The 22,190-nt window shown below is 69.5% G+C and carries 17 protein-coding genes; 9 read left to right on the top strand and 8 right to left on the bottom strand.

The genetic code is table 11. The features are described 5' to 3' along the window. Positions 1 to 4: 4 nt before the first annotated feature. Positions 5 to 1,018 (bottom strand): glutamine synthetase GlnII, encoded by a 1,014-nt coding sequence (glnII, locus tag ACYVL2_RS10765; RefSeq protein WP_460543164.1) that lies wholly within the window; start codon positions 1,016 to 1,018, stop codon positions 5 to 7. Positions 1,019 to 1,330: 312 nt separating this feature from the next. Between glnII and ACYVL2_RS10770 the strand changes: the two genes are divergently transcribed. Both ACYVL2_RS10770 and ACYVL2_RS10775 read left to right on the top strand, forming a co-directional pair. Then, positions 1,331 to 2,344 (top strand): hypothetical protein, encoded by a 1,014-nt coding sequence (locus ACYVL2_RS10770; RefSeq protein WP_460543059.1) that lies wholly within the window; start codon positions 1,331 to 1,333, stop codon positions 2,342 to 2,344. A 217-nt stretch (positions 2,345 to 2,561) separates the two neighbouring features. Then, on the top strand, positions 2,562 to 2,738 hold the full coding sequence (locus tag ACYVL2_RS10775; protein ID WP_460543061.1) for a hypothetical protein: 177 nt from the start codon (positions 2,562 to 2,564) through the stop codon (positions 2,736 to 2,738). A 605-nt stretch (positions 2,739 to 3,343) separates the two neighbouring features. On the opposite strand, the gene ACYVL2_RS10780 is transcribed toward ACYVL2_RS10775, so the two are convergent. Then, positions 3,344 to 5,614, bottom strand: coding sequence for a glycoside hydrolase family 95 protein (locus ACYVL2_RS10780; RefSeq protein WP_460543063.1), 2,271 nt, complete (start codon positions 5,612 to 5,614; stop codon positions 3,344 to 3,346). Between the two features lie 181 nt (positions 5,615 to 5,795). On the opposite strand from ACYVL2_RS10780, the gene ACYVL2_RS10785 reads away from it, so the two are divergent. Together ACYVL2_RS10785 and ACYVL2_RS10790 are read left to right on the top strand one after the other, a co-directional pair. Next, entirely contained in the window at positions 5,796 to 6,527 is a 732-nt protein-coding gene (locus ACYVL2_RS10785) for a hypothetical protein (protein ID WP_460543065.1), read from the top strand. 359 nt (positions 6,528 to 6,886) lie between these two features. Then, the gene (locus ACYVL2_RS10790; RefSeq protein WP_460543067.1) at positions 6,887 to 8,278 is read left to right on the top strand and encodes an NCS2 family permease; all 1,392 of its coding nucleotides are present in this window, start codon (positions 6,887 to 6,889) and stop codon (positions 8,276 to 8,278) included. 58 nt (positions 8,279 to 8,336) lie between these two features. Here the strand turns inward: ACYVL2_RS10790 and ACYVL2_RS10795 are convergent, their stop codons facing one another. Both ACYVL2_RS10795 and ACYVL2_RS10800 read right to left on the bottom strand, forming a co-directional pair. Further along, positions 8,337 to 9,521: an ABC transporter permease gene (locus ACYVL2_RS10795; RefSeq protein ID WP_460543069.1), complete on the bottom strand. Its 1,185-nt coding sequence runs from the start codon at positions 9,519 to 9,521 to the stop codon at positions 8,337 to 8,339. Then, positions 9,518 to 10,387, bottom strand: a complete 870-nt coding sequence (locus ACYVL2_RS10800) for an ABC transporter ATP-binding protein (protein WP_460543071.1) — start codon at positions 10,385 to 10,387, stop codon at positions 9,518 to 9,520. Before ACYVL2_RS10800 ends, ACYVL2_RS10795 begins: the two co-directional genes overlap by 4 nt. A 273-nt stretch (positions 10,388 to 10,660) precedes the next feature. On the opposite strand from ACYVL2_RS10800, the gene ACYVL2_RS10805 reads away from it, so the two are divergent. After that, complete coding sequence (locus tag ACYVL2_RS10805; RefSeq protein WP_460543166.1) at positions 10,661 to 10,786, top strand: hypothetical protein; 126 nt, start codon at positions 10,661 to 10,663, stop codon at positions 10,784 to 10,786. Between the two features lie 55 nt (positions 10,787 to 10,841). On the opposite strand, the gene ACYVL2_RS10810 is transcribed toward ACYVL2_RS10805, so the two are convergent. The 3 genes from ACYVL2_RS10810 to ACYVL2_RS10820 form a co-directional block, all read right to left on the bottom strand. Further along, positions 10,842 to 11,741 carry a DUF1996 domain-containing protein gene (locus tag ACYVL2_RS10810; RefSeq protein ID WP_460543073.1) on the bottom strand — a complete coding sequence of 300 codons (900 nt, stop codon included), beginning with the start codon at positions 11,739 to 11,741 and terminating at the stop codon, positions 10,842 to 10,844. Positions 11,742 to 11,832: 91 nt separating this feature from the next. Continuing rightward, positions 11,833 to 13,992 (bottom strand): discoidin domain-containing protein, encoded by a 2,160-nt coding sequence (locus ACYVL2_RS10815; RefSeq protein ID WP_460543075.1) that lies wholly within the window; start codon positions 13,990 to 13,992, stop codon positions 11,833 to 11,835. A gap of 32 nt (positions 13,993 to 14,024) precedes the next feature. After that, on the bottom strand, positions 14,025 to 15,881 hold the full coding sequence (locus ACYVL2_RS10820) for a hypothetical protein (protein WP_460543077.1): 1,857 nt from the start codon (positions 15,879 to 15,881) through the stop codon (positions 14,025 to 14,027). Positions 15,882 to 16,067: 186 nt separating this feature from the next. On the opposite strand from ACYVL2_RS10820, the gene ACYVL2_RS10825 reads away from it, so the two are divergent. Beyond that, positions 16,068 to 17,099: a LacI family DNA-binding transcriptional regulator gene (locus ACYVL2_RS10825; protein ID WP_460543079.1), complete on the top strand. Its 1,032-nt coding sequence runs from the start codon at positions 16,068 to 16,070 to the stop codon at positions 17,097 to 17,099. Between the two features lie 62 nt (positions 17,100 to 17,161). Here the strand turns inward: ACYVL2_RS10825 and ACYVL2_RS10830 are convergent, their stop codons facing one another. Next, a complete protein-coding gene (locus tag ACYVL2_RS10830; RefSeq protein ID WP_460543081.1) occupies positions 17,162 to 18,358 on the bottom strand; it encodes an ROK family protein in 1,197 nt (398 codons plus the stop codon). 280 nt (positions 18,359 to 18,638) lie between these two features. Here ACYVL2_RS10830 and ACYVL2_RS10835 point away from each other — a divergent pair, with 280 nt between their 5' ends. The 3 genes from ACYVL2_RS10835 to ACYVL2_RS10845 all read left to right on the top strand — a co-directional run bounded on the left by ACYVL2_RS10835 (position 18,639) and on the right by ACYVL2_RS10845 (position 22,189). Then, positions 18,639 to 20,042, top strand: a complete 1,404-nt coding sequence (locus tag ACYVL2_RS10835; protein ID WP_460543083.1) for an ABC transporter substrate-binding protein — start codon at positions 18,639 to 18,641, stop codon at positions 20,040 to 20,042. Between the two features lie 69 nt (positions 20,043 to 20,111). Further along, positions 20,112 to 21,089 (top strand): carbohydrate ABC transporter permease, encoded by a 978-nt coding sequence (locus tag ACYVL2_RS10840; RefSeq protein ID WP_460543085.1) that lies wholly within the window; start codon positions 20,112 to 20,114, stop codon positions 21,087 to 21,089. Further along, a complete protein-coding gene (locus ACYVL2_RS10845) occupies positions 21,086 to 22,189 on the top strand; it encodes a carbohydrate ABC transporter permease (protein WP_460543087.1) in 1,104 nt (367 codons plus the stop codon). The genes ACYVL2_RS10840 and ACYVL2_RS10845 overlap by 4 nt, the downstream gene beginning before the upstream one ends. The last annotated feature ends 1 nt before the right edge of the window (position 22,190 follow it).

A 22,190-nucleotide genomic window follows, 5' to 3' on the forward strand; every position in this document is an offset into this window, starting at 1 on the left:
GGCTCTAGACGAGGCCCTTCTTTTCGAGGGCGCTGCAGACGGTGTCGACCATGAGTTTGGTGACGACGTAGGGGTCGCAGTTGGCGTTGGGGCGCCGGTCCTCGAGGTAGCCCTTCTTGTCCTTCTCGACCTGCCAGGGGATGCGGATCGAGGCGCCGCGGTCGGAGACGCCGTAGGAGAACTGGGTGTAGTGGGCCGTCTCGTGCTGGCCGGTCAGACGCTCGTCGATCCCGTGGCCGTAGCCGGCGATGTGCTCGTCGGTCTTGGTGCCGAGCGCCTCACAGGCGGCGATGATCGGCTCGTAGTCCTCGCGCATGGCCTTGGTGGAGAAGTTGGTGTGGCACCCGGCGCCGTTCCAGTCGCCCTTGGCGGGCTTGGGCTCGATCGTGGCCGAGACGCCGAACTCCTCGGCGGTGCGGTAGAGCAGCCAGCGCGCCAGCCACAGCGCGTCGGAGACTTCGAGGGGCCCGGCGGGGCCGACCTGGAACTCCCATTGGCCGGGCATGACCTCGGCGTTGATGCCGGAGATCGGCAGGCCCGCGGCGAGGCAGTTGTCCAGGTGCTTCTCGACGATCTCGCGGCCGAAGATCTCGTCGGCGCCGACGCCGCAGTAGTAGCCGCCCTGCGGGGCCGGGTAGCCGCCTTCGGGGAAGCCGAGCGGGCGGGAGCCGATCATGAAGGTGTACTCCTGCTCAAGGCCGAACAGGGACTCCTGGGCGCCGTACTTCTCGGCGATCTCGGCGGCGTCGGCGCGGGTGTTGGTCGGGTGCGGGGTGAAGTCGGTGTCGAGCACCTCGCAGAGGACCAGCAGGTGGTCGCCGCCGCGGATGGGGTCGGGGACGGTCTTGACCGGTCGCAGCACGCAGTCGGAGGAGTTGCCCTCGGCCTGGTTCGTCGACGAGCCGTCGAAGCCCCAGAGCGGCGGCTCCGCGCCGTCGGTGAGGACCTTGGTCTTGGAACGCAGCTTGGCGGTCGGCTCGGTGCCGTCGAGCCAGATGTATTCGGCCTTGATTGCCATCAGGTAGGAGCCCTTCTGTTGCTTTCGCTGTTCGGCCACGGCGACGCCAGTTGCTGGCGTTCCGTCACGGGAGCATGCGGAGCCGTAAGTCTTTTCAGCCACGCTCCCAATGGGCAATTTCTCGCGCATTGATGCCGTGTAAAGAGTCTGTTAACCCAGGGCCGGTGGGGCTCGGAGCGATTTGTGAGTCCTCATCGACCGATTTCGGGCCAGAAAATCTCGATCACCCCGTATCCGCCGTTGAGATCGGTTCGTTCTTCTAGGTGCGAGCGTCAAGTGCTCGCGCTCAGGTTCAGAACGGCAGGGGAGACGATGGGAAGCATCATGCAGGTCGGCGGCATCGCCCGCCGGCTCGGCGTGTCCCGCCTCCTCCTCGCCGCCGCGCTCGGGTTCTTCGGCTTTCTCTTGCTGGGGGCCTTCGGCGCGGCGACCGCCGCTTGGGCATCGGATGAGAACACCGGGGCGAACGGCCTCGCCGCGGTCACCGATCCGCTCTCCGCAGAGGTATCCGACGTGTCGCGCCTGGCCGCGCGGCTGGTCCCGCAAAGCCAGCAGGGACTTGGGACGCCGGCGGACGAGCGGTCGGGGCCGGGGCTGGTGTCGGGCCTGACCGCACCGGTGGGATCGCTGATGGCGGAGCCGGCGGACGCCGCGCGCACAGGGCTGCGGGGCGATGCGTCGTCTGGCCTTGCCAACGGCATGTCTGTCGGAGACAGTGCCGCTGGAGTGGTGACATCGCTGTTGGGAACCCTGGTCGACGAGACGGCCCCTGCGGCCGGCGATCCGGCCGACGCGGTGTCCGGTGTCTACTCGACTGTCGCGCCCGTGACCGACCAGGTCGACGTGTTGGCGCGATTGGTGACCGATGGCCTCGGGACGACGAGCGATGGGATGCCGCCCGGGAGCGTCCCCGCCGACGGCCGAGGACAGCCGCTCACCACCCTCCAGCCGGCGACCGACTCCACCGAGGTGGCGGCGGCGCTCTCGCGAGCGTCCAACGACCGGTCGGCCGCCGACCTCGAGTGCTCCGCGGCCGAAGTCGGCCAGCGGGCGATGGACACGGCCGAAGACGAGGCCCGGCGGCTCCCGACGCGGGGCGCCGAGCCGACGAGGTCCGGGCCCGGCCCGAACCTGCCCGACCTGAGCGTCATCCCCGGTGGAGCCGCTGGCTCGTCAACCGCCGGTGTCAGTGTGGACGGCGGTCACTCCGCCGTCGACGTCTCCTCGATCGCGGCTGGTGAGCAGGTGTCGCTCGCCCGCACCGTGATCGGGGAACTGGGGCGTCCTTTGGACCGCGCCGCCGAGCAGTCCGTCGCCCCGGACTAGTGCCTCCGCGCGTCGGCGCGGAGCGACGAGCCCGCACTGGGCCGCAGTGCGTTTCGATCCCACCGGTACCAGTGCACGAGGTCGCTTCCTCGGTGGTGTCCGGCGCGCCGGCGCGCGGCCAGGCTCATCCAGGCCGTCTTCTCGAGAAGTCCGGCCCATTCCAGTGAAGAGCGCCCGAAGTCTCGGGCGCGCAACCCAGAAGGATAAGTAACGCATCATGCGCAAGGTACTCACCGTCGCAGCCGCGGCAGCAGGTGTCACTGCCCTCGGCGCCGTCCCGGCCTCGGCCCGGAACGTCAGGTCCGACATCGGCCGGTCCGACCTGGTCAACGCCGACCAGGTCAGCGAGGGCGAGCACTTGCCGTCCAAGAGTTACGAGCACGACGACTACTGAGTCGACGGGGCGAGCCCGGCACGGAACGAAGTCGAAGGCGGGATTGAGGAAGCCATGCGAGACAAGGAACTCACCGTCGTCTCGGCCGCTGCGGCGGCCCAGATGCCGGGCGGTACGGCCGCGGCGTCTACACCGGATCGGCCGACTCTGGCCACGGCCGCAGCCGGTGAGCGGTCACTGCCGTCCGCGAGGTACGGCGAGGAGTTCCACGGCACGGCACTCGAACCGGTCGGCGAAGGCGTTTCCGGAACGGGTTCGGCCCACGGAGTAAAGGCGGTCGGGCATCGACCGCGAGCGACCGCCGTCGGCCGTCCGCACCCAAAGGCGGCCGATGTGGACAGTCGTGACTTCTCCAAGCGGGAAGACCGCTGTGTCGCCGCATGGTCCGCTCACGAGGCGGAACGCGGCGACGCGATCACCGCCGCTCACGTTCGGGTACGCCCCGGCTCCGCATTCCTGGCCGATGTGAATGCTCGGGGCCGGCTCGATCGGAGGCGCCGCGGTGTCACGGTCTCGCTCACCGCGGCGGCGTTCGACCGCTGAAACGAGAGCGCACCTTCATACCAAAGGCCGGGATCCCCACCGGGGGTCCCGGCCGGCCCGCGTCATCCGCCGATCTTCGGCGTCCACGGCTCGCCCGCGCGGAGCCGAACCTTGCCGGAGGAGTAGTCGGAGTGGACCCACACGGTGGTGTCGGTGCTCGAGGCCAACTCCAGGTCCGCGATCCGGCCGCCGCCCCACACCAGTCGGTTCACCGTGACACCGCCCCTGGCGCGAAGCCCGGCGACCTCACCGTCGGGCCACGCGCTCGGCAGCGCCGGCAGCAGCTCGATCAGCGGGACGCCATCCTTCATCCGGTGCGACTGCACCAGCATCTCGGCGATCGCGGCCGTGGTGCCGAAGTTCCCGTCGATCTGGAACGGCGGATGCGCGCACAGCAGCGAGTCGTAGACGCCGCCGTCGGCGTACTCGGCCTCCGATCGGCGGAATCCGACCGGAGTCAGGAACTCGCCCAGCAGCCGGTGCGCGCGATCGCCCTCGCCCAGGCGCGCCCACAGGGCGGTCTTCCACGCCAGCGACCAGCCCGTGCCGGCGTCGCCCCGCGCTTCGAGGCTGCGGCGCGCGGCCTCGAGCAGTTCGGGGGAGTCGGCGAACGACGCACCGGGGAAGAGCCCGTACAGATGTGAGACATGCCGGTGGTGAACCTCGGTCTCCTCGCGTTCGGCGGCCCATTCCAAGAGGCGCCCGTCGGCGCCGACCTTCGGCCCCGCCAGGCGAGGCAACGCCTCCTTGACCGCCTTCACGACCGCCAGGTCCTCGCCGTGGACGGTCTCGGCGACCACGTCGGCGGCCTCCAGCACGAACTCGAACAGCTCGCGCACCAGCGCCGCGTCGATCGCGGTGCTCTCGTCGACCGCCGCGGTCCCCTCCGGAGTAGCGAACTCGTTCTCCGGGCTCGTGGCGGGATTGGTCACCAGCGTGCCGTCCGAGCCCTCGCTCAACCGGTCCAGCGCGAACCGCGCCGCACCGAGCACGACCGGCAGGCGGTCGGCCAGGAACTCCTCGTCGCGGGTGAAGCGCCAGTGCTCGGCGAGGTGCATGCACAGCCACAGGCCGGCCATCGGCCAGGCCGCCCAGCTCGACTTGCCGGTGACCGGGGTGGTGATCCGCCACCGGTCGGTGTTGTGGTGGCAGCACCAGCCGCCCGCGTCGTAGAGCCGCCGGGCGGTCGCGGCACCGTTGCCTGCCAGATCGTCGACGAGGCCGAACAGCGGCTCATGGAACTCCGGAAGACCGCATGTCTCGGCGGGCCAGTAGTTCATCTCGACGTTGATATTGGTCGTGTAGTCGCAGTTCCAAGGGGGCGTGACCTCGTCGTTCCAGACGCCCTGCAGGTTCGCCGCCTCCGTGCCCGGCCGGGAGGAGCCGGCCAGGAGGTAGCGGCCGAACTGGAACGCCAGCACCGCGAGGCCCTCGTCGGCGCCGCCGGCGGCGCGCCTCCGCAGCCGTTCGTCCACAGGGGCCTGCGGCGCGTCGCCGCCCAGGCGCAGTCGCACCCGGTCCATGATCTTCCGGTGCGTGGCGACGTGGTCTTCATGGAGGGTCTTCCAGCCGTTGGCGGCCGCCAGGCGCGACTCCCGCTGCACCTCGCCGAACGCGCCGTCCGGGTCGGTCGAGCTCCGCAGCGCCAGGAACATCGTCACCTCGCGGCAACCGGTGAAGCGGTGTCCGCCCGAACCGGTCGCCGCCGCTTCGCCGTCGCAGCGCAGCTGCGACTGCAACGCGATCCCGAGAGTGCCTGGGGCGTACTCGTAGTCGGGGGCCTCGTTCGGCCGGATGTCGCTGGGCCCGAATCCGGTGAAGGAGAACTCGTCGAAGTCCGCGACCGACGAGCCGGCCCGATGCGGCCACTCGAATTCGACGGTGAGATCGAACGGCTCGTCGGCCGTCCAGCGGAGGGCCAGGACCTGGAACCGCTCGGAGACGAACGACTCCTGGCGTACGCGTCCCTTCACGACGGTGGCCACGCCATCGCGCAGGTCCAATTCGCGGCGCTCGTCCGCGTCGCCGTCGGCATGGCCGACCTTGAGGCGGCCGGCGGGCTGGTACGCCTGCGCGTCCGAGCCTTGGAGACGCGTCAGCAGCCGGTCGGCGGCGACGAACTCGCCGCGCCGGACCAGCTCGGCCGCCTCGGCGGCAACCCCTTCGACGCCTTCGGGCACGGTCCAATCACCAGTGCCGGACCAGAACCCGTCCTCGTTGAGGGTGATGCGACCACCGCCGATCATCGCGCCGATGCGGCCGTTGCCGACGGGCAGGCCCTCATGCCAGGCGCTGGGCGCGCCGTCGTAGGTCAGTTGCAAGTCTTCCGGCATGCGACCAGGATTTCACTCCCGGGACCCGCCGCCGGCGCCGGGCGCGCCGGGATTCGGTCGCTCCGGGATCCGTTACGGAACTGCAATGCAACCTCATGAGTCTCGCGCGCGTTCAGGTTGTGCCTAGTTCGAATCCGGCACATTCGATTCGCAACCTCTTTCGAACACGGAGAGCAATTAAGTGGAATTCAAGCAGCCCTTCAAAGGACTCGGGGCATTGGCCGCGGCAGGCACGGTCGGCCTTGCGGGAGCCCTGATCCTTGCCGCTCCGGCGCAAGCCGAAGAGTCGGAGATCAACATCAACCCCGGCAATGTTCCGACCACCGCCAGCGGGCACACGGACCTGTCCTGCGACCAGGTGCCGGGCGGCGAACCGCTCGACGGCGAAGACGGCTGGGTCTTCGTCCTTCCGGGCAACGACGGCGAGTTCAAGTCGGTCACCGCTCAGTTCGACGACCTCAATGGAGACTCGCAGACCTATACGACCGACGCCGACGGCGGTATCGACACCGGCAACGGGACCAGCAAGGCGTACATCATCACGCCTGAAGGCTGGACGCTGACGGGCGCGAGCGCCGTGGTCGAGGGCACGTCCAGGACGCAGTTCAACCTGACTCACGCCTGCCCGGCCGGCTTCACCCCGCCGCCCGACGGCGAGACCACGCCCCCCGGCGACGGCGAGACCACTCCTCCGGGTGACGGCGAGACCAGCCCTGGCGAAGAGCCCACTTCCCCCGGTGCGGAAGAGACCAGCCCCGGTGAAGCCTCGACCTCTCCGGCCTCGAGCGACGACGCGCTCAGCCAGACCGGCGCCCCGCTGACCGTGGCGCTCGTCTCGGCCGCCGCGCTGGCCGCCGCCGGTGGCGCGCTGTTCTTCATGATGCGTCGCCGCCGCGCCGCCGAGAACTGGTAGGAACGCGCATCCCCATGACCGTTATCCAAACGTTATGCAACCGTCGGCAACGGTCCAGCGTTTAGCAACTGTCATAGGGAAGACTTCCCCAGGACTACCGCCCGCTGCTTGACGGTGCGGTCCTTGTCGGGCCCCAGGAATCCTGCCACCCGGGGCTCGACCCACGACGCCCCGGAGCCGTCCCCCTTGGCTCCGGGGCGTCGCACTTCCCTCACTTAACACCCGGCCCTCACTTACATCTGGCCATGGCGTTGCCGGCGCGGTACATTACCCGCGGGTTCTGCGAAGGACCCGCTTCCGTGTCCCCGAGGTGCCCGCTGCCCGGCATCCACGCATCGTTTCTCAGGAGATGCCCGCCCATGGCGACTGACGAACAAACGCGCCCGCCCACGAGCGCGATCGACCGATACTTCCGGCTCAGCGAGAACCGCACCACATGGAAACGCGAACTCCTCGCCGGCACCACCACCTTCCTGGCGATGGCCTACATCCTCGCCGTCAACCCCGGCATCCTCAGCTTCGACCTCGGAGCGGCGCTCGGCGACGGCGACCCCTTCGCCGCGTTCGCCGCCGGGACCGCGCCGGACCCCGGCGCGATCTTCACCGCCACCGCCCTCGCCTCCGCGCTCGGCTGCCTCATCATGGGCCTGTGGGCCCGATACCCGATCGCGCTCGCCCCCGGCATGGGACTCAACGCCTTCTTCGCGTTCAGCGTCGTCCTCGGCATGGGAATCCCATGGCAGACAGCCCTGACCGGGACGCTGGCCTCCGGTGTCATCTTCTTCATCCTCGCCGTCACCGGGTTGCGCGAGATGATCGTCAACTCCATTCCGGCGCAGCTGAAACTAGCGACCGGCGCCGGCATCGGCCTGTTCATCGCCTTCATCGGCCTCAGGGGCGGCGGCATCGTCGCCGCCGACGAGGCGACCTTCGTGGCCCTCGGCGACTTCACCTCCGCGCCGGTCCTGCTGACGCTGTTCGGCCTGGTCGCCACAGCGGTGTTCATGGTCATCGGCTGGAGGGGCGGGGTGCTCTACGGCATGCTCGCCACCCTCGTGCTCGGCGTCGTCACCGGCCACATCCCGCTGGACTTCTCGTCCGAGACCTCGCCGAACCTCGACGCGTTCGGCGCCGCCTTCACCGGCATCGAGGACGCCTTCACCGCCCAGATGATCATCGTCATCCTGACGATGCTGTTCGTCGACTTCTTCGACACCGCCGGCACGCTGTTCGCCGTGGCCGGCCAGGCCGACCTGCTCAAGGACGGCAAGCTGCCGCGCGCCGGACGCGCGCTCGCCGCCGACTCCGCCGCCACCATGGGCGGCGCGATCCTCGGCACCTCCACCACGACCTCCTACATCGAGTCCACCGCGGGCGTGTCGGTCGGCGGGCGCACCGGCCTGGCGTCGGTCACCACCGCCTTCTGGTTCCTCGTCTCGCTCATCGCCTTCCCGGTGTTCACGCTCGTCGCCGGATACAGCGAGGTCACCGCTCCGGCGCTGATCGTCGTCGGCGTCCTCATGGCCAGGCAGCTCGGCGGGATCGAGTGGGGCAGGCTCGAGTACGCCATCCCGGCGTTCATCACCGTCATCGCCATGCCGCTGACCTACTCCATCGCGAACGGCATCGCCCTGGGCCTGCTGTTCTTCCCGGTCACGATGATCGCCAGGGGCCGCTGGAGGGAGGTCCACCCGATCACCTACGGCCTCATGCTGGTCTTCCTCGGCTACTTCTTCTTCCTGGCCGAGTAGGGCTCCGTGACGGCGACGGCCCGGCTCCCGCGGGAGCCGGGCCGTTCGCGTGTCCGGTTCAGGCGGCGCGGCGCAGCGCCTCGGTGAACTTCAGCCGCGAGCCGGTGTGCAGGACGCTGCGCTTGTACAGCAGCGCGCCCAGCGCCAGCGCGCCGACGGCCGAGACGGCCAGCAGCCCGATCGCCAGGGCCACTTCCCAGAACGGGACTTCGGCGATCGCCATCCTGGTGGGCATCGCGATCGCCGAGAACGGCGGCACGATCGACAGGACCCGGCCGAGCGTGCTGTCGGGCGCGTTGAGCAGGAAGATGGAGCCGACGTAGGCGATCGTCAGCGCGGTGGTGAGCGGCGCGAGCACCGATCCGGCCTCTTCTTGGCGTGAGACCAGGGAGCCGATGCCGCCGGCGAGCGTGCCGTAGAGCGCGAACGCCAGCAGCCACCAGCCGAGGGTGGACAGCGCTGCGGTGGCGGTGCCCTCGGGCAGGTCCGGCAGGAGCCCGGTCGCGGCCGCGACGCCGAGGCCGGTGGCGATGATGGCGACGAGGTTGACCAGGGCCACCGCCCCGAGGCCGATGACCTTGCCGCCGAGGAGCTGCCAGGGTTTGAGACTGGTCAGCAGGATCTCGACGATGCGGCTGGACTTCTCCTCGACCACGCCCATCGCGATGTACTGCACCGGCATCATGAGCATGAAGAACATGACGATGGAGATGATGAGGCCGGTGAAGTAGTCGAGGGGGCTGCCGACGCCGTCTTCGGAGACCGAGACCTCTTGGAGCGGTTCGACGGCCAGGGCCTGGCGGATCGTCTCGGTGTCGAGTCCGGCGTCGGCGAGGTTCGCTTCGATCGCCGCGCTCTGCCAGGCCGAGTTGAGGATCGCGCCGAGCTGGGCGTCGATCTGGCCGGAGGTGTAGAGGGTGCCGTCGGCGACCGCGGCCTCGACCTCGCCGTCTTCGACGGCGGCCCGCGCTGCTTCGGGCGAGTCGTAGACGGTCGTCTCGACGTCGGCTCCGCCGGCCTGGAGTTGCGCTTCGACGGCGGTCGCGTTGGGGCCGGCCAGGCCGACCTGCGAGGCGTCGTCGCCGCCGAGCAGTGAGGGCAGGGCGGCGAGCACGCCGACGACGATGACGGTGACGGCGAGGCTGACGAGGTTGGCCTTGGACAGGCCTCGGACGCGGATCTCGCGGGAGGCCACGAGCCACAGGCCGCGCAGGTTGGACGTCTCGGTGCTCTGGGCGCTCATCGGGCGACCGCCTCTCGGAAGATCTCGGTGATGGTGGGCTGGTCGTAGGCGAAGTGCGCGACGCGGCCGGCGCCCATGGCGGCTTGGAGCACGGCCTGGTCGTCGGCGTCCTCGATGAGGTAGTCGTCGCCGTCGCGGGTGACCGATCCGGGCAGCGTGTCGGTCAGGTCCGCGGCGGTGTCGACGCGGACGCGCAGGCGGCGGGTCTCGCGTTCCTTGAGTTCGGCGACGGTGCCCGAGGCGATGATCTTGCCGGCGGAGATGATGGCGACCGAGTCGCAGAGGCGCTCGATGAGATCGAGCTGGTGGCTGGAGAACACCACCGGCACGCCGCCGGCGGCGCGCTCTTTGAGGGCGGTGCCCATGACGTCGACGGCGATCGGGTCGAGGCCTGAGAACGGTTCGTCGAGGATGAGCAGTTCGGGGTCGTGGACGAGGGACACGGCCAGCTGCACGCGCTGCTGGTTGCCGAGCGAGAGGTCTTGGACGTTGTCGCCGGCCCGTTCGGTGAGGTCGAGCTGCTCGAGCAGGTCGGCGGTGGCGCGTCTGGCTTCGGCGCGGCTCATGCCGTGCAGTTCGCCGAAGTAGGCCACCTGTTCGCCGACCTTCATCTTGGGGTAGAGGCCGCGCTCCTCGGGCATGTAGCCGACGCGGATCGACTTGCCGGGGACCAGTTCGGCTCCGTTCCAGCGGACGGATCCGGCGTCGGAGGAGAGCACGCCCATGGCGATGCGCATGGTGGTGGTCTTGCCGGAGCCGTTGGCGCCGACGAAGCCGACCACTTCGCCGGGGCGGGCGGTCAGCGACACTCCGTCGAGGGCAACGGTGTCGCCGAACCGCTTCCGGAGTTCTTCGATTTCAAGCATGCCTTCACCCTAAAGTGGCCGGCCGGCCTCCACGTCCGCCGTGCGGACGATTCACCCGGCGGGTCTCCTCCTTCCGGAGTACGACTCGGTTCACGGGCGGCGTCGTCGGGTCCGTGTCGTCGCGACGGCGCGCACGGGCCGGAGGAGGTCACCGCGTGTGGACCTGCGTGGAGTTCCAGATCTCCGGCGGTGAGCTGAGCACCCGGCTCGACGGGACGCTCGTCGAAGGCCGTCGTCGACGGTGAGCCGACGCACAACGTCGACGGCCAGTGGCTGTCGCGGTCCGGCTGGAGCCCGTCGCTCACCTACCTGCGCCTCGGCTGGGAGAGCTACGGCTCGGACTCCGACACGATCTGGTACGACGACGTCGCCTTCGGCCCCAGCCGCATCGGCCGCTGAACCGGGCCCGCGCCGGCCGCTTGCGATGAGCGGCCGGCGCGGAACGGGTCCCCGATCAGGACCGGATGAGTTCGTAGTTCTCGTCGAGCACCGCGCCGCGGTGCGGTTTGTACAGGTCGTAGCCCCTTGAATCGCACTGGAGCCCGCCGTTGATGCAGTGGACGACCAACGCCTCGAGCGTCTCGGGCTCCCAGGCGTTGAAGAAGTCGTAGTGCCACGACGAGGCCGCCCCGCTGGCGAGGCGCACCCGCGACATGTCGCCGTTGACCGGGAAGTGGATCTTGAACTCGAGCATCGGCACCGGGACCGGGTGCGAGCCGGGGCATGCGCCGTCGACCGGGTAGGCCATGTGGCTCTTGTGGTCCGGCGAGTCGAGGTTCACCCCGTCCCAGCAGCTCGGCGCCTGGTACCGGACGTTGAGCCACGAGTAGTCGGGGCAGTGGTCCGGGAAGGTGTAGTTGTGGAAGCTCTCCCCGCACTCGAAGCCCTCGACCGCGCCTGGCGCGTTCGCGAACTCCTCGGCGGTGGCCCCCGGGTCACCGGTGACGAACCGGAGCCCGGGCGGGAACGGCCGCACCGAGGTGTAGTCCTCCACCCCGGATTTGTAGTAGACGACCTGGTGCCACGTCGACAGGGCCGCCTCGTCGCCGTTGAACAGCGTCGGGAACCAGTAGGCCGAGCGGTCGGCCGGCACTAGGCAGGAGGTGTCGCCCTCCCGCAGCGACTCCGCGGTCGAGTGCGCGTCGGTCCCGGTGTTGCCGAGGAACGTGTGGTGGTGCGAGGCCCCCGACCGCCCGGGGTAGACGATCGGGTCGTCGTTCGCGGTGTGGCTGATCGTGCAGTTGGCCTGGAACTCGTGGTGGGTCACCTCGTCCTGGGCCGAGGCCGCCGGGGACCAGGCCAGCGTCGCCGCCGCGACCGCGGCTGTGGCGACCGCGGCGATACTCCGTCTCATGATTGACTCCTCTCAGTTGAGGGCGGACCGCCGGCTCGGCGGGGCCTGTTAGCCGTGCGTCGGTGCCGGCGGGCCGCCCGGTTCGGATCGGTCACGCGTATACGCCGAACTCGTAGAGCGAGTAGCCCCATTCGGTCGCGCGCTGCTCGCACAGCACCCGCACGTAGCGTCCGGTGCCGTTGATGGCGAGGGTGTCGGCGCCGCCGTCGCCGTCGGCGACCTCGTGGACGGTGGTCCAAGCACTGCCGTCGGTCGAGACCTGGATCTTGTAGCCGGTGGCGTAGGCGGATTCCCAGACCAGCTGGACCGTGTCGAAGTCGGTGGTCTGGCCGAGGTCGACCTGGAGCCACTGCGGGTCCGACCATTCGCTGGCCCAGCGGGTGGACAGGTCGCCGTCGGTGGCCCGGCCGGGGGCGTGTCCGCCCCATTCCTGGAAGGTCGAGGCCGTGGTGGGGCTCCCGGCGGCGAGGTTCTCGCCCTCGACCTGTGGCAGGGTCACCTCGAACGAGCGGCTTTCGACGCCGACGTTGCCCTGGCCGTCCTCGGCCCAGACGTACAGCTTCCACACGCCGAGGATCTCGGGCGCGGTGACGGTGATGGTGCCGTCGGCGTTCACGGTGTAGTCGGCCAGCAGCATGTCCCACGAGTCGTTGATATAGGCGCTGTTGACCATCGGGATGAACTCGATCGAGTCCCCGTCGGGGTCGGTCACGTCCATCGAGACCGTGAAGTCCTCACCGCCGACCACCGGTCCGTCGAGGCCGAGGTCCATCGACGAGATGACCGGGGCGGTGTTGGACCGCGGGGTGCCGCCGTAGGCTTCGACGACCGCGTCGTAGGCCAGGCGGCGGTTGCCGCCGGGGATGAGGTTGAACCACACGCCGCCGAAGTCGCCTTCGGTGCCGAAGTGGAACATGGTCGCGCCCAAGGCCACGCCTTCGTGGCCGGTGATGCAGTCCCAGGCGTCGAGGTAGGCCCGGGCCTTCTCTACGTCACCGGGTTCGTCGGGGACGCCGTTGGCGTCGTCGGGGACCTCCCACTCGCCGATCGGGCCGGTCTCGGTGATGATGTACGGCCGGTCGTAGCCGCCGTCGATCCAGTCCTGCCGCACGCCGCAGACGTCGCCGTAGGCGTTGACCGACAAAAGATCCAGATCGGGGGCGTTCGCCTCGTAGTACGGCCAGGCGCCGGTCCAGGCGTCGGTCGAGGTGACCGGGTGCTGGTCGTCGACCCCGTGGATCGCCACGGCGACGTCGTTGACGAAGGCGGTGTAGGCCCCTCGTTGCGCTTCGAGCTCGGCGCCGTCGTAGCAGTTGCCGAGCCCGAGCACGGACTCGTTGCCGACGTTCCACATCAGCACGCCCGGGTGGTCGCGGTAGGTCTCGACCCAGCCGACGATGTCGGCGAGCGTGTCGTCCTTGTACGACTGGTCGGTCGTGTAGTCGATGCAGCCGCCCGAGCCGGGCCCGCCGCCGGGCAGCAGCCAGAAGCCGAGCATGACCTTGACGCCGTGGGCGGCCGCACTGTCGAGCAGCGGCTCGGTGGAGGCGTCGGTGCCCCAGGTGCGGAGCGTGTTGACGCCCATGTCGACCAGTTCGGGCATCCACCGCTCTGCCTCGGCGGTGGAGGGTCCCCACGTGAGGCCCTTGACGGTGAACGGCTCGCCGTCCACCGTCAGCTGCCAGTTCCCGCTGCCGCCGGTGACTTCGACGGCGGCCGCCTCGCCGGCGCCGCCGCTGTCGGCGGTGCAGCCGTAGACCTCGAAGCTCCACAGCGAGTAGCCGTAACCGGTGGCGCGCTCCAGGCCCGTCATGCGGACGTAGCGGCCGGGCACGTCGATCTCGATCGTCTCGGATCCGCCTTGGCCGCTGTCGGTGCTGTAGGCGGTGGTCCAAGCACTGCCGTCGGTCGAGACCTGGATCTGGTAGGCGGACGCGTAGGCGGCCTCCCAGACCAGTTCGACCCGCTTGAGGTCGAACACGTCGCCGAGGTCGACCTGGATCCACTGGGGATCGCTGAACTCGCTGGACCAGCGGGTGCCCGCATCGCCGTCGAAGGCGGCCGAGGCGGGCGTGTCGTCGGGGTTCTCGACCGAGGAGGCGGTGGCGGGCCGGTCCTGGGAGAGCAGGGCCACGTCCTCGGTCTGCGCGTTGGCGCCGGTGACGGCGAAGGCCCAGGCCGAGGCCGCGGTGATCGCCGCGAGGGCGAGCACGGCGGCCCGACGGGCCGTGAGTGAGAGCGGTGATCGCATCGGTTGCTCCTGTATCGGTGTGGTCCGGGAGGTCACGGGTAGCTCACGACGTAACTGGTGAAAGTGGACTCGTCGACTTGGTCGCCGGTGTCGTTGATGACGTTGCGGATGGTGCCGACGCCGCCCAGGGAGACGGCGACGAGGCTGGTGAAGCGGACGCCGTCGCGTCGCGGGGCTTCGAAGACGCGGTCGGCGACCACGCCGGGATTGGCGTTGAAGAAGCAGTAGCCGCCCACGCCCCAGGCGGCGTGCTCGGCGACGCCGTCGTCGACCTTGTAGGACGCCCAGCCGGCGGCCTGGCCGTCGCGCCAGGCGGCGTTGTCCGGCGGGTCGTAGGGCATCTCGTTCTGGAAGAAGTAGGTTCTGCCGCGCTCGCCGGCCCAGATGACCTGGTGTTCCTGGTAGTGCTCGGCGAACAGGCCGTAGGCGGTGACGTCGTCGCCCGAGACGATGAGTCCGTTGGCGGCGGTGTTGACGTCCCAGCCGATGCCGTCGCCGTGGTCGCCGCGCCAGAGCCACAGGTGGTCGGCGATGACGCCTCGGCTGTTGATCTCGAGGCTGACGGCGGCCTTGCCCGGGTGGGCGCCGCCGATGCGGGCGAAGAGGTCGTGGACGGAGGTCGGGTCCGCGGAGTGGTCGGCCGAGGAGCCGGGCGGCCCGATCTGGACGAGGACTTCGGATTCGGTCTCGCCGGCGTCGATGAGCAGCCCGGCCAGGACGACGCCGTCGACGTCGGCGACGGTGATGGCCGTCTGCCCGGCGGTGGGGATGATCGTCGCCAGTCCCAGGCCGAGCACGACGGTGCCGGGGGCGGTGACGTTCAGCGTCTGGTCGAACTCGTAGACCCCGGGCGCGAACAGCAGGTGGCGGCCCTGCTCGAGCGCCGTGTTGACGGTCGCGGCGTCGGTGCCCGGGACGACGACGTAGAACTCCGCCAGGGAGATCGAGACGCCCTCGGGTTCGCCGCCGGCCCAGCTGGTGCCGCTGACGCCTCGGCGCACCGCTGGTTTGAAGACGCGGTATTCGCCGTCGTCGGCGACGTAGAGGAACGGCTTCTCGCGGAGGACCGGCGCGGCGTCGACGACGGTGTGCGAGGGGTCGGGGAAGTGGTGGCTCGGGGCGCCGTCGACGCCGACGAACACCATGTTCCACACCGAACCGGCCCAGCCTCCTTCGAGGGTGCTGTTGCGGGTGAAGAACTGCTGCTGGGAGCCGGAGACGACGGTCCCGGAGATCCGGGAGTCGGCGATGAAGCCGCCGGAGGCCCAGCCTTCGTAGCCGTCCCACAGCTGCATTTCGACCGTTTCGAGGTCGACGCGCCGGAACGGGGCGGCTTGGGAGACCGCCCAGCGGGCGATGTGCCCGCTGGGGTTGCGGACGGCGAGGTTCTCGACCGACCGCCAGAAGTTCTGCGTGGCGTTGCCCTTGTAGTCCGGGTCGTCGCCCTGGTTCAGCCAGTCGGCCTCGACGCGGACGTGTCCGTTGAGGACGACGTCGCCGGGCAGCAGCCCGAGCCCGGCGACCTGCGTGTAGAAGCGCAGGTCGATGTCGGCTTCGTAGGTGCCGGGGCGGAACAGCACGGCGTGCCTTCCGCGTCCGAACTGGTCGGTGCGCATCTGGTCGGTGATCGCGTCGACGGTCGACTGGATCTCCGCGGCCGGGGTCGAGGGGTCGAACACGTGGGTTCCGGGACCGAAGTCCGGGTTGTAGGCGTCGGTCGGGGGGAGGAGGTCCGGCGGCTGTCCGCATTCGCCCGCGGCGGGGGCGGGTTCGGCGCGGGCCAGTCCCACGCCGATGCCGGCGCCGGCTGCCAGGGCCGCGGCGGCGGCTCCGCCGAGGGCCGCTCGCCGTCCGAGCCGTGGGCTCGCGGTCGGGGGTTTTTCCTGCATATCAGGCTCCTGTGAGGGTAGCGACAGGGTGAAACGGTGGGAGAGCGCTCTCCCATTTCCGCCATATTAAGCCCGACGTTTCGATAATGTCAAGAACTTCGATATGTCGGCAGCAGGTGGGGGCACTACGCTCCATGACGGCGCAACGGCTTCGGCGAGCGCTCTCCAACGTGCTATAACTGCTCCATGAGCGCTCAACCCACCCCGACCTTGGAAGACGTCGCCCGCCTCGCCGGCGTCTCCCGGGCCACGGTTTCGCGAGTCGTCAACGAGACCCGCAACGTCGCCCCCGAGATCCAGGAGGCCGTGCGCCGGGCCGTGGCCGCCACCGGCTACGTCCCCAACCGCGCCGCCCGCTCGCTGGTCACCCGGCGCAGCGACGCCATCGCGGTGGTCGTCTCGGGCGCGGGCGAGGCGGACAACCTCTTCGCCAGCCAGGTGTTCTCCGATCCCTTCTTCGCCCGACTCATGGCCGGCATCACCGACTCCCTGCGGCCGCGCGGCGTCTACCCGGCGCTCATCCTGGCCGAGAGCGAGGAGGATGAGGCCGAGGTGGCCTCCTACCTCAAGCAGGGCAACGCCGACGGCGCCCTGCTCATCTCGACCCACGCCGTCGACCGGTTGCCCGCACTGGCGGCCGAGGCCGGCAAACCGGCGGTGCGCTTCGCCCGCCCGCCGCAGCCGGCACCGGTGAGCTATGTGGACTTGGCCAACCGGGAGGGCGGCAGGCTCGCCGCCGAGCACCTCGCCGGACTCGGGCGGCGCCGGCCGGCCGCGATCAGCGGTCCGCTCGCGGTGCCGGCCGCGCAGGAGCGGCAGGCCGGCTATCTCGAGGCGTGGGCCCGGCGCGGCCTGGCGTTCGTGCCCTCGGCGGAGGGCAACTTCGACTACGACAGCGGCGAGAGGGCCATGACCAGGCTCCTGGCAGACCACTCGGAGCTCGACGCGCTGTTCGTGGCCAGCGACCTGATGGCGCAGGGCGCCATCCACTGCCTCCACGACCACGGCCGCCGCGTGCCCGAGGACGTGGCCGTCGTCGGCTTCGACGACAGCTCCCCGGCGCGGCTGAACCGCCCGCCGATCACCACGGTGCGGCAACCCTTGGAGGACATGGCCGCCGAGATGGTGCGGCTGCTCACCGAGCGCATCGCCGACCCGGCGCTGGAGCCGACCTCGGTCATCTTCGAACCCGAGCTGATCGTGCGCGCCTCGGCCTGAGCCGGCCGCCCACAGACCGACCAATGTGGCCTGGCAGTCACGGTGGCCCTATAGGATATATCCTATAGAGTCCGTTGGTCGCCGCCGAGGAAGCGCTCGATCACCAAGGTCGCCGCGCCCTTGGCCACCGCGTCGGGACCGAGCCGGCCGGGCACGATCCTCGCGGTCTGGAACGGCTGGTGCAGCGCGTACGACCCGGCCGCGGCCACGATCTGGTCCATCCGGCGGCGCGACAGCATCAGCCCGGCCCAGCCGCCGATGACGATCAGCTCGGGGTTGAACAGGTTGAGCAGGTCCGCCAGGCCCGCCCCCAGGTACTCCACGGTCTCGTCGATCACTTCGCGCGCCGCCGGCGCGTCCTCCTCCAACAGCCGCTCAAGTGCGCTCTCCTCGCTGAGCTCGGCCAAGTCGACCGCCCCGCCCGCGGCGAGGTAGCGTTCGAGCATCCCTTCGGCGCCGACATAGGCCTCCAGGCAGCCCCGGCAGCCGCACCGGCAGGCCCGGCCGCGGACCTCGACGGTGGTGTGCCCCCACTCGCCCGCGCTGCTGGCCGAGCCCCGGTAGAGCCGGCCGTCGGCGACGATGCACGAGCCCACGCCCGAACCGATGAGGGCGATGACCGCGTTGCCCGCCCCGCGGCCGGCGCCGAACCACAGCTCGGCCTGTCCCATGGTCATCGCGCCGTTGTCGACGTGCACCGGAAGCGGATCGAGCCGGTCCATGAGCATGCGGCCCAGCGGGATCTCGTCCCAGCCGAAGGCCTTGGCGTGTATGACGCCCTCGGGTCCGTACTCGACGATGCCGGGCATGCCCACGCCCACACCGAGGAACCGGGTGCCGTCCGATTCGGCGAGGACCGCCCGGACCCCGGAGACGATGTGCTCGACGACCGTGGCCGGGTCGTGCCGGCCGGGGGAGAGGGCGTACTGGGCGCTGGCCTTCACAGTGAGCTTGAGGTCGAGCAGTTCGACCCGCACCTGCGTCTCGCCTACGTCGACGCCGACCACGTGGGCGTGGCCGGGATCGACCTCGAGCAGTATCTGGGGGCGGCCGCCGTCGGATTCGAGCTTGCCGGCCTCCCGCAGTACGCCGTCGGCGAGCAGCTCGGAGGTGACGTTGCTGATCGAAGCGGTGCTCAGCGCGGTGGCGGGGGCCAGGTCCCGCCGGGTGAGCGGGCCGTCGAAGTACAGCGTCCGCAGCAGCCGCATCCGGTTGCCGAGCTTGAGGTCCCGCGTGGTCTTCTGCCGAGGCCGTTCCATCGTTCCACCAGTCCGTCGTTATCGGTCCGCGACCATGCCGTTATCTCGAAGAGATTGACCGCACGAGCCCGCGTACTTAATATAAGTCTTATAAGTAAGTCGTGTACGACTCCCCAAGCGTACCGCCGTGACGCCCCGAGTGCACTGGGGCGCGAGGGCCGCAGCGGCCGACCCGCCGCTGGACCCGAAGACGCGCTGACCAACCACAAAGGAACCTTCCGATATATCCCTCACCAGGCGCCGGCACCGGCACCGGCGCCACCCGAACTAGGAGCATCCTATGAGGACCAAACCTCTCACCCGCGCCCGCGCCGCCGCCCGCGCCGCCGCAGTCGGCGGCTGCACCGCCCTGCTCGCCGCGGCCTGCCTCGACGGCGGAGGCTCGGCCGCCTCCGACCGCGTCGAGATCCGCTGGTTCGTCGGCATGGGCGCCGGCTCCGACGCCCCCACCATCCCCGCCCAAGAACAGATCGTCGAGGAGTTCAACGCCGGCCAGGACGAGATCGAACTCGTGCTCGAGATCGTCGACGCCGACCAGGCCCCCGACATCCTCAGCACCCAGATCGCCACCGGCGACGCTCCCGACATCGTCGGTCCCATGGGCATCCGCGGACGCTCGACCTTCCCCGGCGCCTGGCTCGACCTGACCCCCTACATCGAGAAACACGACTACGACCTGTCCGACTTCGACCCCGCGCTGGTCGACTTCTACCAGATCGAAGAGGAGGGCCAGATCGGCCTGCCCTTCGCCGTCTTCCCCTCGTTCATGTACGTCAACCTCGACCTCTTCGACGAGGCCGGCCTGCCCTACCCGCCGCAGGAGTACGGCGCCCCGTACATCGACGCTGACGGCACCGAGCGGCCCTGGGACATCGAGACGATGACCGACCTGGCCATGCGGCTCACCGTCGACGCCGACGGCAACGACGCCACCGACCCGGCCTTCGACCCCGACAACATCGTCCAGTTCGGCTTCGGCAACGTCTTCGCCGACATCCGCGCCCAGTCGACACTCTTCGGCGCCGGCACCCTCGTCGACGACGACGGCAACGCCCAGATCCCCCAGCACTGGGCAGAGGCCCAGCGGTGGTACTACGACGGCATGTGGACCGACCACTTCATCCCCAACGGTCCCTACGGCGACTCCGACATGATGGGCGCCGGATCCTGGTTCGAGTCCGGCAACCTCGCCATGGGCAACACCCACCTGTGGTACGCCACCTGCTGCATGAGCGGCTTCGACGGCAACTGGGACACCGCCGCCGTGCCGTCCTACAACGGCGAGGTCACCGCCAAACTCCACGCCGACACCTTCTCGATCACCAAGGACACCGAGCACCCCGACGAGGCATTCGAGGTCCTCACCTACCTGATCGGCGACGCCGCCGAAGACCTCACCGCCACCTACGGCGGCATGCCCGCCCGCATCAGCCTGCAGGACGGCTACTTCGAACGCGTCGGCGCCGACAACTTCGAAGGCCAGGACATCAACTGGGACGTGGCCGTCGAAGGCATGTCCTACGTCGACAACCCCTCGCACGAGGGCGGCATGCCCAACTTCCTCGAAGCCGACGCCGTCATCGCCGAATACGGCACCAAGTTCGCCCAAGAGGAAGGCCTCGACATCGACGCCGAACTCGAGGCGCTCCGAGAAGACCTCCAGGCCGTCTTCGACGCCGCGTGACCTGACGCTGCTCGAATCCGCCGGGCGGGCGACCCCCGCCCGCCCGGCGCGCTCCTCCGAAAGGACGCCATGTCTGACTTCACCGAAGCGGTGCTCGCCGCCCGCCGCGAACGCGGAGCGAAACGACCCGCCAGCCCCATGCAGCGGCGCGAGGCGCGCTGGGGTTTCGCCTTCATCTCGCCCTGGCTGATCGGCTTCGTCCTGTTCTGGACGATCCCCATCATCGCCTCACTGGTGTTCTCCACACTCGACTTCCAGCTCACCGCCCCCGACGAGACCTCCTTCGTCGGCCTCAGCAACTGGGAACGCGCCCTCTCCGACCCCAACACCTGGTCGTCGCTGCTGGTCACACTGCGGTTCACCGTGCTGTTCCTGCCGCTGAGCCTCGTCGTCTCCCTCGGGCTGGCGCTGCTGCTCAACTCCGGGCACCTCAGGGGCACCAGCTTCTTCCGGCTGCTGTTCTACGCGCCCTCGATGATCCCGCTGGTCGCCGGCATCCTCATCTGGCAGCAGGTCCTCAACCCCCAGACCGGCTGGCTGAACCGGCTCATCGACCTTACCGGCGTCCAAGCCTCCGGCGCCAACGGCCTGCGCTGGTTCGACAACCCCGTGCTGGTCCTGTTCGCCTTCAGCTTCATCGGACTGTGGGGCGTCGGCAACGCCATGATGATCAACCTCGCCGGCCTCCAAGGCATCCCCACCCAGCTCTACGAGGCCGCGGCCATCGACGGAGCCGGCTGGTGGCGACGACTGCGGAGCATCACGCTGCCGCTGCTGTCCCCGGTCATGTTCTACAACCTCGTCATCGGCAGCGTGCTCATCATGCAGTACTTCGTGGTGCCGTGGGTCCTCTTCGGAGCCAGCGGACATCCCGACGGCGCCAGCCGGTTCATGCTGATCCACTTCTACCAGCAGGCGTTCGTATTCGGCAACATGGGCTACGGCGCGGCCCTGGCCTGGTTCATCTTCCTCGTCGTCGCGGCCCTGACCGCGGTGCTGTTCGGCACCGCGCGCTTCTGGGTCCACTACGGATCGGAGCGGCCATGACCGTCCAGACCCCCGAACGGACCGAACCGGGCGAGGCCGGCGTCGAACCGCCGAGCGACGCCCCCCTGCGGCGCCGCCGCAGGAACATCATGTGGGCCGGGTGCACCACCCTCGGTGCGTTCCTGCTGGTGATGATCTTCCTCATGCCGCTCGGATACGGCACCGTCACCGCGCTCAAGGACAAGGACGGCGTCTCCGACCCCAACTCGCCGATCCTGCCGGTGTCCGCCGAAGTCTTCGAATACGAAGGCGAGGAGCACGACGTCTACTCCGTGCCCATGCCCGACGGCACGGTCCGCGAACTCGCGCTCATCCGACCGGGCCGCGAATCGAGCGTCTTCATCGACCCCGAGAACCCCGGGGCCGGGCCGATCGAATGGGAAGGGCGCTGGCGCACCCTCGAACCGGTCGCCGGGTTCGCGCCGCAGTGGGGCAACTTCGCCGAAGCGTGGAACACCATCGACTTTCTGCGCCTGACCGGCTGGACGCTGTTCTATGCGCTCACCACCGTGCTCGCCACCGTGGTGTCCTCGGCCGTGGTCGCCTACGGCTTCGCCCGGTTCCGGTTCCCGTTCCGGAACACGTTGTTCGCGCTGCTGCTGGCCACGATCCTGCTGCCGCCGGCGGTGACCCTCGTGCCCAAGTACGCGGTCTTCCTCCAAATGGGCTGGGTCGGCACGTACCTGCCCCTGATCGTGCCGCACTTCTTCGCCAACGCCTTCAACGTATTCCTATTGAGACAGTACTTCCTGACCATACCCCGAGAGCTCGAGGAGGCCGCACGGATCGACGGTGCCGGACCCATCCGGACCTTCCTCAAAGTGATCGTGCCGCAAGCCGTTCCAGCGCTCACCGCCGTAAGCCTGTTCCATTTCTTCTACGCCTGGAACGACTTCTTCGAACCGCTGCTGTACCTGGCCGGCAACCGCGACATCGTCCCCATCGGCGTCGGCCTCAGCTACTTCAGCGGCGTCTACAGCACCGAACCCCACCTGATCCTGGCAGCGGCGCTCCTGGCGCTGGTGCTGCCGGTGGCGATCTTCCTTGCGGCGCAGCGCGTCTTCGTCCAAGGAATCGTCGTGACCGGAGTCGACAAATGAA

It is taken from the genome of Glycomyces halotolerans, from assembly GCF_054779575.1.